Here is a 12177-nt window from a genome sequence, read left to right on the forward strand (position 1 = left end):
GGCAGGGGGTCAAAGCGAATGTCCTTATGCGCTCATAGCCGGGGCCTATCAGCCGCCCTGGCCGCCGAGGTAGCGGCGCAGCAGGACGTCCAGCGACTCCCGGACGCCGGCCCGGCGGGCCTCGGTCAGCAGGGCCGCGGCGAGGACGGAGGGCGGATCGTCGGGGCCGGTCACCAGACCGACCCGCGGCCCTCGTGCCGGACCGTCCAGCGGGACCACCCGCATGCCGTCCGGGACGCCGAAGGTGTGCAGCCAGGCGTGCGAGATGACGCTCGACCAGCGCCCTCCCGGCAGGTGCGCGTAGAGGCCGGCCACGCTGTCCGACTCGATCGCGGGCGCCGCCGCCGCGCCGTCGGCGGCGAAGCACCCGTCGATGATGCGGCGGTTGCGCATCCGGGAGTTGAGCAGGCACAGCGGCACCCCGGCCGCCTGGGCCCAGGTCGCCGTGCCCGCCCCGCCGAGGGGGCCGTCGACCGGGGTGAGCAGCACGTACCGCTCCTCGTAGAGCGGGAGCCGGCGCACCGCGCGGGGGAAGGCGTCGTCGAGGTAGGTCATCGCCGCGTCCAGGGCGAAGTCGGCCAGTCCCTGGGCGATGTCGGCGGAGGACAGCGACTCGACGCTCACCCGGGCCCGCGGGTGGCGTTCGCAGAAGGGCGTGGTCAGCAGGGAGGCGGCGGGCAGCGCGGTCGGTACGACGCCGAGCCTGAGCGTGCCCTCCAGTCCGTCGCCGAGGGCGGACAGTTCCTGGCGCAGGGCGTCGCCTTCGGCGAGCATGCGGTGCGCCCAGGCGAGGACCACCTCGCCCTCGGGGGTGAGCCCCTCGTAGCGCCGGCCACGCCGGACGAGGGGCACCTTGAGTTCCTGTTCGAGGCGGCGGATGGCGGCGGACAGCGAGGGCTGGGAGACGTGGCAGGCCGCCGCCGCGCGGGCGAAGTGCCGCTCGCGGGCGAGGGCGACCAGGTATTCGAGTTGGCGCAGTTGCACGCCCGGCCTCCCCGCGGCTCGGCGGGCGGGTGCCGCTGCCCCGCCTCTCGCGGATGCCAGGCGGCATCGCGTCCCCGCATGCTAGGGCCTCTCGTGTGGATCACGCCGGGCTCGCGGGGCCCGGCGGCACGCGCCGACGGGGGTGGCCGGGGCGGGGCGGGACCGGTTCCGCCGGTCGGCTCCCCGCCGGCGGCGGTGCGGACGGCCGGGTCCGGCTTCGCCACCTTTGGGGACGACGTCGGCACCGGCGCGGAGCCGGGCCGCGCCCACCCGACGGGCCCGCCGCGGCTCTCGGACCCGGTCGGCCTGGACGCCGCCGCCTCGCTCGCCCGGTCGCCGGACGACGAGTTCCGGGAGCCGCTGTACACGGCCCCGCCCCGCCGTGCCGCACGGTGGAGGCGGGGCTCCGGGGCCGCGAGACCGGCCGCGGCCTCCCCGTCCACGACACCTGCGGCGCGGGCTGGGCCGCCGCCCGCCGCGGCATCCGGGCGGCTGGAGAGCCCGTTCGCGCCGCGGTTAGGCTACTGCGGTCAGTTCTCCAGCCGCCGGGTCCGAGAGGTTCACGTGTCCCACGACCCCCGCCTGCCGGCTCCCCGGGCCGCCGCCGGCACCGCCCCCTCCTACGGTCCCTGCGTGCTGCTCAAGCACGGTGAGGTCTTCCTGAAGGGACGCAACCGCCGGCGGTTCACCGAGCGGCTGCACGACAACCTGCGGACCGCGCTGCGCGGGGTGGGCGGCTCGACGTGGATCAAGACCGCGCAGAACGTCACGGTGCTCGGCGGGCAGGTCCCCCGGGAGGTCCTGGTGGAGCGGGCGCGCAGGGTGGTCGGCTTCAACGCGGTCGAGCCGGCCGTGCGCGTCCCCAGCGATCTGGACGGCATCACGCGTGCCGCGGGCGACCTGCTGGGCGCGCTGCACGCCGAGCGGCCGATACGCGGCTTCGCGGTGCGGGTGAAGCGGCGGGACAAGGGGTTCCCGCTGACCTCGTCGCGGATGGAGGCGTACCTCGGCGGCCGGGTGCTCCGCGCGGTCGCCGGGCCGTCGGTCGACCTCACGGCGCCCGACGTGACGCTGACGGTGGAGATCGACCGGAAGGAGACGTACCTCTCCTGTGAGCGGCTGCCGGGCCTGAGCGGGCTGCCGGTCGGCTCCAGCGGACGCGCGCTGGTCCTGCTCTCCGGCGGCTACGACTCCCCCGTCGCCGCCCACCGCGCCATGCGCCGCGGACTGGCCTGCGACTTCGTCCACTTCAACGGCGCCCCCTACACCAACCCCTCCTCCGTCTACAAGGCCTACGCCCTCGCCCGCGAACTCAACCGCTACCAGCCCCCCGGCGACCTCCACGTCATCGCCCTCGGCAAGGCACAGAAACAACTCGCCGTCGCCGGAGCCGGACGCCTCCAGGTCGTCGCCCAGCGCCGCCTCATGATCCGCACCGCCACCGCCCTCGCCACCACCACCGGCGCCCACGCCCTCGTCACCGGCGACAGCCTCGGCCAGGTCGCCAGCCAGACCCTCGCCAACCTCACCGCCGTCGACGACGCCACCACCCTCCCCCTCCTGCGCCCCCTCCTCGCCTGGGACAAACAGGAGATCATCGACGAGGCCCGCACCATCGGCACCGCCGGCATCTCCGTCCTCCCCGACGAGGACTGCTGCGGCCTCCTCGCCCCACCCCGCGTCAGCACCCGCGCCGGACTCCCCCAACTCCACTCGGTCGAACGACGCCTCGACCTCGACGACGTCGTCGAAACCCTCCTCGCGAGCGCCCGCCTGATGCACCCCGGCGAGGACGATCCCGCCCCGGCCTGAGCCCCACCCCGGCCCGGAAGGAGCGGTGGACGACCCGCTTCCCCGACGGTCGCGGCGCCGGGGCCTGAGCGCGCGTCCGTCCGTGCCCGGGGCGGGCTGCTCGCCCGGGGCCGGGCCGAAGGCCGGGCGGTCCGCTGGTCCGCACCCGCTCCGCGGCCCGGGTGAACCCGCCCGCCCTCCTCGACCACGGCGCGGAAGTACCTGAGCCGGCCGCTCTCCATACCTTTCGGTGATAGAGCCGATCAGAACCATTGATTGGACTGATGGGGGCTGGGCGCGCAGCATGGAGGCGAGGGTTCCGGAGCCCGGACCCCGTACCGGACCACCCTCGGCAACCCCCGTGCCGGACCACACTCCGCACCCCCGTGCCGGACCAGACGAAGGGACCCGATCCACCGTGTCCGAGAACGAGAAGGCCATGCGCCCCGAGGACCTCACCCGGCTGTTCGTCGAACGGGCCAACGCCGGTGACGCCGCCGGACTCGCCGCGCTCTACGAGGAGGACGCGGTGATGGCCTACCCGCCCGGCAGTGTCACCAGGGGCCGCGACGCCATCCGCCGGCTCTGGGAGGAGGTGCTGGCCGGCGCCCCGCGCTTCGAGCCCGAGGCGCCGTTGCCCACGCTGGTCAGCGGCGACCTCGCCCTGACCTCGACCCCGCCCAAGGACGGCTCGGGTGCCCGCGCGCAGGTCGTGCGCCGGCAGGCCGACGGGAGCTGGCTGCGCGTCCTCGACCAGCCCGAGTTCCGCCCGCCCACCGACGGCTGAGCGGCACGCGCGGGTTCACGCGCGGCAGAGCGGATTGGGCAGGGGGCGGTAGCGGGCGGCGGCGCCGTCGGCCCCGGTCCAGCGCAGGAGCAGGTTGGTCTTGCCGGGCAGGGTGGGCGAGGCCAGCAGGGTCGGGATCTCGGGGAGGTCGTGGCGGGCCAGTTCACGGCGGACGGCGGGCCACGGGTCGAGGCCGTGGTGTTCGGCGAGGACCCCGGCGATCTCGTGCAGGTGGTTGACCACCAGGCAGTACACCAGCCGCTCCCAGCCGGCCGCGCGGGGTGTCTCCGGGAGCAGCTTCACGCCCTCGGCGTCCCGGAACAGCGCCTGGACGGGGGTGCCGTCCGCGTCCACGGCGACCAGGGTGTTCTGGAGGTGCGCCTCCAGCACCACGCCGTCGTCGGCGAAGGCGGTGAGGACCGGCGGGACGACGGCGGCCAGGTACGCGGTCCACCAGGCGGCCGGGTCGGCGGCGCGCTCCAGGGGACTGTCGGCCTCCACCAGGGAGGCGGCGATCAGCGCCGTGGTGCCGGGCAGCAGCCGGCCGCGCAGTCCGTCGCGGACCACGACGGCCAGTTCCTCGAAGGCGAAGTCGGCGGTGCGGTAGCCGCGGTCGTCGAGCCAGGCGGCGGGCGGGCCGATCGCGGCGAACGCCTCGGCGACCGCTGTGTCGGTGCGCCGCAGCCGCAGCAGGTCGTCGCGCCACAGGCGGCGGACGTCGTTGGTGATGCGCACGTCCAGGCTGAACTTGAGGAAGAGGTCCCGTTCGGGCGCGTACACGGTGCGGATCGCCGCCGTCGGCCAGGCCGGGAAGGAGGTCGTGCCGAGCCGGACGAGGCGGCCGTCGGCGAAGGCCGCCTCCAGCGCGGCCCGCGTCAGGTCGAGTTGCCAGGGGTGGGCGGGCAGCGTCCGGTAGCCGGGCGGGGCCTCGGCGAGCGCGTCCAGGGCGCGGGTGTCGCCCTCCTCGACGACGGTGTCCTCGCGCACCCCGAGCAGCACCAGCGGGAACCGGGCGTGCGCCTCGGGCGCGTAGGGCAGCCAGCCGGTGTGCGGGCCGCCGCCGCGCGCCTTGGGGGCGGGGTGGTGGGTGTGGCCGGTGAGCAGGGACTGCTCGGAGCGCAGGTAGGGGTCGTCGGGCGGCAGGGCCCGCTGCCGGGCCCGCAGCAGGGCGTCCACGGCGTCGCGGCTGTCGGCCATCTCGACGGGCAGTTCGCGGTTGGACAGGCCGGTGTGGCGGTGGAGTTCCTCCGTGACCAGTCTCACGAGGGCGTCGTGGCCGAGGGGTTGCCAGGCGGCGTCCGCGTACACCTCCGGTTCGGCGGGGCGGCGGCCGGCGCGCACGCGCAGCAGCCGGCCGTCCGGGAGCCGGTAGACGGGGCGTTCGGCGGGGCCCGGCAGGGGCTGGGCGACCTCGCGCAGCAGGCAGTTCAGCAGCGGGGCCGCCGCGTAGGCGTCGGCCCGCGCCGCGATGTCGTCACGGGCGGCGGGGTCGGCGCCGGTGGGCGGGGGCAGGAGATCCACGCGTTCCACTCGTTCCCTACGGTCAATCCAGTGGCGGAGACGATCAGTATGTCTGGCGTCGTCCGGCCGCCGTGACGTCCGTCCCGTACCCCGAGGAGCCCGCCCGTGCGCCGTCCGCCCACCGCCGAGGCCGAGATCGCCGAAGAACTGGCCGGCGTACGCCCGGAGTTGGTACCGGCCTTCCTGGCCGGGCTGGCCGGGGCCCGCGCGGCGGTGCTGTCGCGCCTGTGGCGGGCGCTCGCCCACGAGCCGCTGCCGTGGATCGCCGGGCGGCGGGCGGCCGGGGACGCGCTGGTGCTGCGCCTGCGGGACGGCCGGGTGCTGAGCGGCCCGGCGGCGGACCCGTACCGCACGGGGGCGTACGCCCCCGTCGTCCGCCTCGACGAGGTGGCCTACGACGATCCGGCGCGCCTGATGACGGACCTCGCCGTACCGCGTTCGGCCGCCTTCGCCGCCGAACTGGACCACAGCGCCGCCTCGTTGGCGCTGGCGCGGGCGGGGGCACCGGAAATTCACCCGGACGAGTGGCCGGCGACCGACTGGGGGTGGGAGCAGCGGGTGGTGGACGGGCATCCGTTCCATCCGGGCTGCCGGGCCCGGCCCGGATTCTCGGTGGCCGAACAGCTCGCCTACGGTCCCGAGCACGCGCCGGTGGTGGAGCTGGCGCTGCTCCCGGTGGAGGCGGGCCGGTGCCTGGTGAGCGGGGACTGGCCCGAGGGGCTGCGGGACGGCGGGCGGCTGCTGCTGCCGGTGCACCCGTGGCAGGCCGCGCACGTGCTCAGGCGGCGGCCCGGCAAGGACCCCCACGACCGGTGGGCCGGGGAGGGCCCGGACGGGAACCTGGCCGCGCGTCCGCTGATGTCGCTGCGGACGCTGGCCGTGCCGGGCGGGCCGCACGTCAAGACCGCGCTGAGCGCCCGGCTGACCTCCTCGGTGCGGGACATCTCGGTCACCTCGGTCACCTCGTCGGCCGCCGTGTCCGTGTTCGGTCAGCGGCTCGCGGCGCACACGGACGGGCTGCTGCGCGTCACGCGGACGCTGGGCGCGGCGACGGCGGACTCCCCCGACCTGGCGGCCGTCCTGCGCGCATCGCCCCGGGAGTACGCGGCGCCCGGCGAGCACGTGGTGCCGGTGGCGGCGCTGGCCACCACGGGACTGCCCGCGGCACCGGGGTGGGCGCCCCGGTTCGCCCGGCTGGCGCTGACCGTGGCGCTGCGGCTGCTGGAGCTGGGGGTGGCCCTGGAGGCGCACGGCCAGAACCTGCTGGTGGTGCTCTCCGCGTCCGGCGAGCCGCTGCGCCTGGTCTACCGGGACCTGGCCGACATCCGGGTCAGCCCCGCGCGGCTCGCCCGGCACGGGCTGTCGGCGCCCGCGCTGCCGGCGCGGATGCTCACGGACGACCCGGTGGCGTTGCGCCGCAAGCTGTTCGGCTCCCTGGTGGGCGGCGCGCTGGCCGGTGCGTTCGGCTCGGGCGAGGCACTGCGGGCCGCGCTGGAGCCCGCGCTGCGCGACGCGCCCCGCACGGACGACGCGCGGGCGCTCGCGCGGGAGCCGCTGCCGGTGAAGGCGCTGACCCTGATGCGCCTCTCCCCGGGCCGTGCCGGGGACCTGTGGACCGAGCTGCCCAACCCGGTGACGGGCCGCCCGGTCCCGGGGGCCGCGGGCTGATCGTGCGTCGGGCACGGGGAACATTCCCGTTGCCCCGCAGGCGGGTTGGAGACGACTGCGAAAAGGGTGTCAGGAGACGGCGGGGAGGTCCGCCCGTCCGGGCGACGGTCACCCGCCGTTTTGGAACCCGGCACCTTTGATCAATAGGATCCGCCGATGATCACAAGACAACGGTTGGCGGCGGGCGTGTGCGCCCTGCTCGCCGCGCTGACCGCCGGAGTGGCCTTTCCGGCCGGCGCGTCCGCCGGTGAACCCACCGGCGAGGACGCGCCGAAGGTCAACCTCGTGCTGGACGTCAGCGGTTCGATGCGGACGCGGGACATGGACGGCGGCACGCGGATGGCCGCCGCCAAGCAGGCGTTCAACGAGGTGCTCGACGCGACGCCCGAGGAGGTCCAGCTCGGCATCCGCACGCTGGGCGCCGACTACCCGGGCGACGACCGGCAGACCGGCTGCAAGGACACCGCGCAGCTCTACCCGGTCGGCCCGCTGAACCGCACCGAGGCGAAGGCGGCGGTGGCGACCCTGTCGCCCACCGGCTGGACCCCGATCGGCCCCGCGCTGCTCGAGGCGGCCGACGACCTCGCCGAGGGCGACGGCTCGAAGCGGATCGTACTGATCAGCGACGGCGAGGACACCTGCGCCCCGCTCGACCCGTGCGAGGTGGCCCGCGAGATCGCCGCCCGCGGCATCGGGCTGACCATCGACACCCTCGGGCTGGTCCCGAACACCAAGCTGCGCCGCCAGTTGAGCTGCATCGCGGAGGCGACCGGCGGCACCTACGCCTCGGTCGAGCACACCGACGAACTCACCGACCGGGTGAACCAGTTGGTGGACCGGGCGGCCGATCCCGTGGTGACGCCGGTGGCCACCGAGGGGGCCGCCTCCTGCGCCAAGGCGCCGACCCTCACCTCCGGTCTGTACACCGACCGCGAGGAGTTCGGGAAGCAGCGCTGGTACCGGGTGGACGTCAAGCCGGGCCAGGAACTGCGCGCCTCGCTGAGCGTGGGCGCCGACCGGGCCGTGACCCCGTCCTACGGGGTGCTGCTGCGCGCCGTCACGGTGCACGGCCGGGAGATCGTGCGCGGTGAGGCCGCCGAGAACGGCCGTACCGACGTGCTCTCCACGGGCCTGCGCTACCCGAAGCCCCCGAGCGACGAGGAAGAGGCGCCCGCGGAGACCGTGTGCCTCCAGGTCACCCACTCCTTCTCCGCCGCCTCCGGTGTGCAGACCACGCCCGGACTGCCGCTGGAGCTGACCGTCGACGTGGTCGACGGCCCGAGCCAGGCCGACGACGTCGCCTCCTTCGGCCTCGGCCGCGGCTGGTGGCTGCTGGGCGTCCTGGTCGTCGCCGGCTTCCTCGCCGGTCTGCTGTGGGGCTGGCTCTCGCGCTGGCGGTTCGCGATCTGGAGGACCAACTGATGCGTCTCATACGAACGGTGAGCGCCGCCCTCCTGGTGCTCGGCCTCTCGGTGTCCCCCGCCGCGGCCGACTCCTCGCCCTCCGCGAGCCCGTCCGAGGACGGTGCCGGGCCGACCCTGGCCGGCACGTCCTTCCGCACCGCGACGGAGATCGAGCAGGGGCAGCGGGCCACCGCCAACGGCTCCGCCGGCGACTACCTGTACTGGTCCTTCCCGGCCGACGTCGGCCAGCGCGCCACCGTGAAGGCCACGGTCACCCTGCCGGAGTCGCACGCCGCGCAGACCTGGCGGATCGACGTGTACGACGGGCTCCGCCGCCACCAGGCGTGCCAGTACGGCGCGCAGATCCGCACCGCCCCGGCCAACTCCCCGAGCGTGGAACTGGCCTGCGTGCTGCGCACGGTCCGTGCCTGGGCCGAGCCGTGGGCCAACGACCCGCTGCCGGGCACGTACTACCTGCGGCTGACGGTGGCCAACCTGCCGGCCGGCGACCTGGGTTCGCGGATCGGCGCGGAGGTCCGCGTCGACTCCAAGGACATGGGCGGTGCCGCGGCGGTGGACGGCCGGCTCTCCGAGCCGCTGGTGCCGGGCATCGCCATGGAGGCCGCGAGGAAGGCCGCCGAGGAGACCGCCGAGAACGCCGCCGACGGCGAGGGCAAGCGCAAGAACGCCCTGCTGTCCGCGATCGAGCCCGAGGACGGCTGGGCCACCGGCTGGTGGTCCGACCGGTGGGTGTGGACCGGCGTCGGCGCGGCGCTGGCCGCGCTCGCGGGCATCGGCGGCTACGTGCTCACCCGGGGCTCCGGGCGGCCCTCACGGGTCCCGCCGGGCGTCTGACACGCCCGGCAGGAAAGACGGCACGGCATCACCAGGGGGAGGCCCCGCCGGACACCGGCGGGGCCTCCCGCCGTCCTCACCCCTCGCGCAGCGCCTTCGCCGCCGGTCCCTCCCCGCTGAGCCCGGCCCGCCCCGCGCGCACGGCCTCGCGCAGGGACAGTTCCCCTCGGCAGACCTCCGCGCACACCCCGGCGTCCAGCACCAGCCGCGCGCCGGGCTCCCCGGGGGCCGGCCCGTCCCCGTACAGCGGGCCCTCCACGGCATCGGCGTACAGGTGGAAGTCGCCCTCCGCCAGCCGGACTTCGACGAGGCCCCGGTCGGCTCCGGCCACCCTGAGGGCGCGCAGCAGGGGCAGCGCGAACCAGTGGGCGCGCACCGCGTCGGTGGGCCGCCGCTCCCCCAGTTCGTCCGCGCCCCAGGCGCCCAGCGCGTCCAGCACGGGCAGCAGGGCCCGGCCGCGTCCGGTGAGTTCGTAGACGGTGGCCGCGGCGGGCGGGGCGAGCCGGCGGCGGGTCGCCAGGCCCTCGCGCTCCATGTCCTTGAGGCGGGAGGCGAGGACGTCCGTACTGACGCCCGGCAGGTCGGCGTGCAGGTCGGTGTAGCGCCGCGGTCCGGCGAGCAGTTCCCGGACGATCAGCAGGGTCCAGCGGTCGCCGACGGCGTCGAGCGCGCGGGCGGCGGAACAGTACTGGTCGTAGCGTCGGCGAGGTGACATGCGACGCAGTCTAGACATGTTGTTGGACTTTCCAAGCGCCCACTTGGTAAAACCAAGCATCAACGGATACCGGAGGGGAAGCCGCGCATGGAGTTCCGGCAGTCGAACAAGCTCAGCGAGGTCTGCTACGAGATCCGCGGCCCGGTGATCGAGCACGCCAACGCCCTGGAGGAGGCCGGCCACAGCGTGCTGCGCCTCAACACGGGCAATCCGGCGGTGTTCGGCTTCGAGGCACCGGAGGAGATCCTCCAGGACATGATCCGGATGCTGCCGCAGGCGCACGGCTACACGGACTCGCGGGGCATCCTCTCCGCCCGCCGCGCCGTCGCCCAGCGGTACCAGGCCCTCGGCCTGGAGGTGGACGTCGACGACGTGTACCTCGGCAACGGCGTCTCCGAACTGGTCTCCATGGCCGTGCAGGCGCTGCTGGAGGACGGCGACGAAGTCCTCATCCCCGCACCCGACTTCCCGCTGTGGACGGCGGTCACCACGCTGGCCGGCGGCACGGCGGTCCACTACCTGTGCGACGAGGGGTCGGACTGGTACCCGGACCTCGCCGACATGGAGGCCAAGGTCACCGACCGCACCAAGGCGGTCGTCCTGATCAACCCCAACAACCCGACGGGCGCGGTCTATCCGAAGGAGATCGTCGAGGGCATCCTCGACCTGGCCCGCCGCCACGGCCTGATGGTCTTCGCCGACGAGATCTACGACCAGATCCTCTACGACGACGCCGTGCACCACTCGGCCGCCGCCCTCGCCCCGGACCTGGTGGTCCTCACCTTCTGCGGCCTCTCCAAGACCTACCGGGTGGCCGGCTTCCGCTCCGGCTGGCTGGTCGTCACCGGCCCCCGGCAGCACGCGCGGGACTACCTGGAGGGGCTGACCATGCTGGCCTCCATGCGCCTGTGCGCCAACGCGCCCGCCCAGTACGCGATCCAGGCCGCGCTGGGCGGGCGCCAGTCCATCCGGGACCTGACCGCGCCCGGCGGCCGGCTGCGCGAACAGCGGGACGTGGCCTGGGAGAAGCTGAACGAGATCCCGGGCGTCTCCTGCGTGAAGCCGAAGGGCGCGCTCTACGCGTTCCCGCGCATCGACCCGAAGGTGCACCCGATCCACGACGACGAGAAGTTCGTCCTGGACCTGCTGCTGCGGGAGAAGATCCAGGTCGTCCAGGGCACCGGCTTCAACTGGCCCTCCCCCGACCACTTCCGCATCCTCACGCTCCCGCACGCCCAGGACCTGGAGGCCGCCATCGGCCGCATCGGCCGCTTCCTGAGCGGCTACCGGCAGTAGGCGACCCCGCCCGGCCGGCCCGTACCGCCGGTCAGGCGAGGACCGTCTCGCACCACACGGTCTTGGCGCACCCGTCACTCCGCGGCGGTCCCTCAGCCGGCGGCCGGTGTCCGCGACGCCCCCGGGACGTCCGAGGCCCCCGGGGGCGGCAGGCAGGGCCGCCGTACGGTGGGCCTCCCCGTCCGGCATTCTCCGAGGAGGAGCTGGAGAGGCGCGTCGAGGCTCGCCTGGCACGTCAGTCGATCCTCGACCGCGACCGGATGACACCCGCCTTCGGTTTCGTCCACGACGAGGCGACGCTGCGGCGGCGCATCGGGGGCGGGATGGTGTCGCGCAGACAGCTCGAACGGCTCCTGGAGGTCGGGCAGTGGCGCAACGTGGCCGTCCAGGTGCTTCCCCTCGGGTGCGAGGACAACGGCGGGCTGGACGGTCCCCAGTGGGCCACCTTCGTGTCCTACGCCGCCGGACACTGACCCGTACGGCCCCGCGCCCGACCCGGCGCGGGGCCCCGGGCTCGTAGCCTGACGCCATGGGTGATCTCTTCCTCGTCCGGCACGGCGAGACCGCCTGGTCACGCGGCGGACGGCACACCGGACTCAGCGACGTCCCCCTCACGGGACACGGCCGGGACCAGGCCCGCTCCCTCATGCCCCTCATCCGCTCGCACCGTATCGGCGCCGCGTTCGTCAGTCCGTTCCAGCGCACCCGGGAGACCGCCGAGCTGATCGGTCTGGACGAGGCGGAGGTCGACGCGGACCTGCACGAGTGGGACTACGGCGGCTACGAGGGCGTCACCACCGTCGAGATCCACCGGAGCCGGCCGGACTGGTTCCTGTTCACCGACGGGGTCGTGCCGGGCCCGCCGGGGCACCCCGGGGAGAGCCCGGAGCAGGTCGGCGAGCGGGCGGACCGGGTGCTGGCCCGGGTGGAGGCCCCGTTCGCCGACACCGAGGGCTGTGTCGTCCTCGTCTCGCACGGGCACTTCCTGCGCGTGCTGACCGCGCGTCACCTGGGGCTCGGCCCGTCGGCCGGGGCCATGTTCCAGCTCGCCACGGGGACCCTGTGCCGGCTGGGCACGGAGCACGGGCGGCCCGTGATCGCCGCCTGGAACGTCCGACCCCCGTCGTAGCCTTCGGACAGGGCCCTCGACGGGCCCG

11 protein-coding genes are annotated in these 12177 nt (G+C 75.0%); 8 read left to right on the forward strand and 3 right to left on the reverse strand.

The window, feature by feature from the left end:
• Positions 1-48 precede the first annotated feature (48 nt).
• Complete coding sequence (locus VM636_RS04650; protein WP_030421506.1) at positions 49-984, reverse strand: LysR family transcriptional regulator; 936 nt, start codon at positions 982-984, stop codon at positions 49-51.
• 633 nt (positions 985-1617) lie between these two features.
• Between VM636_RS04650 and thiI the strand changes: the two genes are divergently transcribed.
• Positions 1618-2796, forward strand: a complete 1179-nt coding sequence (thiI, locus tag VM636_RS04655) for a tRNA uracil 4-sulfurtransferase ThiI (RefSeq protein ID WP_338483475.1) — start codon at positions 1618-1620, stop codon at positions 2794-2796.
• A 397-nt stretch (positions 2797-3193) separates the two neighbouring features.
• Positions 3194-3562: an SgcJ/EcaC family oxidoreductase gene (locus VM636_RS04660; RefSeq protein ID WP_030423177.1), complete on the forward strand. Its 369-nt coding sequence runs from the start codon at positions 3194-3196 to the stop codon at positions 3560-3562.
• Positions 3563-3577: 15 nt separating this feature from the next.
• Here VM636_RS04660 and VM636_RS04665 read toward each other — a convergent pair whose 3' ends face one another.
• Entirely contained in the window at positions 3578-5092 is a 1515-nt protein-coding gene (locus VM636_RS04665) for an IucA/IucC family protein (RefSeq protein WP_338483481.1), read from the reverse strand.
• Positions 5093-5188: 96 nt separating this feature from the next.
• On the opposite strand from VM636_RS04665, the gene VM636_RS04670 reads away from it, so the two are divergent.
• The 3 genes from VM636_RS04670 (at position 5189) to VM636_RS04680 (ending at position 9009) form a co-directional block, all read left to right on the forward strand.
• Positions 5189-6751: an IucA/IucC family siderophore biosynthesis protein gene (locus tag VM636_RS04670; protein WP_338483484.1), complete on the forward strand. Its 1563-nt coding sequence runs from the start codon at positions 5189-5191 to the stop codon at positions 6749-6751.
• 156 nt (positions 6752-6907) lie between these two features.
• Complete coding sequence (locus VM636_RS04675; RefSeq protein ID WP_030423174.1) at positions 6908-8173, forward strand: VWA domain-containing protein; 1266 nt, start codon at positions 6908-6910, stop codon at positions 8171-8173.
• Positions 8173-9009: a hypothetical protein gene (locus tag VM636_RS04680; RefSeq protein WP_053913841.1), complete on the forward strand. Its 837-nt coding sequence runs from the start codon at positions 8173-8175 to the stop codon at positions 9007-9009. The genes VM636_RS04675 and VM636_RS04680 overlap by 1 nt, the downstream gene beginning before the upstream one ends.
• Positions 9010-9085: 76 nt before the next feature.
• On the opposite strand, the gene VM636_RS04685 is transcribed toward VM636_RS04680, so the two are convergent.
• Positions 9086-9724: a helix-turn-helix domain-containing protein gene (locus VM636_RS04685; RefSeq protein ID WP_338483488.1), complete on the reverse strand. Its 639-nt coding sequence runs from the start codon at positions 9722-9724 to the stop codon at positions 9086-9088.
• Between the two features lie 87 nt (positions 9725-9811).
• Between VM636_RS04685 and VM636_RS04690 the strand changes: the two genes are divergently transcribed.
• The 3 genes from VM636_RS04690 to VM636_RS04700 all read left to right on the forward strand — a co-directional run bounded on the left by VM636_RS04690 (position 9812) and on the right by VM636_RS04700 (position 12149).
• Positions 9812-11020, forward strand: a complete 1209-nt coding sequence (locus VM636_RS04690; RefSeq protein WP_030423171.1) for a pyridoxal phosphate-dependent aminotransferase — start codon at positions 9812-9814, stop codon at positions 11018-11020.
• A gap of 62 nt (positions 11021-11082) precedes the next feature.
• Positions 11083-11493 (forward strand): Scr1 family TA system antitoxin-like transcriptional regulator, encoded by a 411-nt coding sequence (locus tag VM636_RS04695; RefSeq protein WP_338483491.1) that lies wholly within the window; start codon positions 11083-11085, stop codon positions 11491-11493.
• A 56-nt stretch (positions 11494-11549) separates the two neighbouring features.
• Positions 11550-12149 (forward strand): histidine phosphatase family protein, encoded by a 600-nt coding sequence (locus VM636_RS04700; RefSeq protein WP_338483493.1) that lies wholly within the window; start codon positions 11550-11552, stop codon positions 12147-12149.
• Positions 12150-12177 lie beyond the last annotated feature (28 nt).

The organism is Streptomyces sp. SCSIO 75703 (genome assembly GCF_036607905.1).
GTDB lineage: Bacteria > Actinomycetota > Actinomycetes > Streptomycetales > Streptomycetaceae > Streptomyces.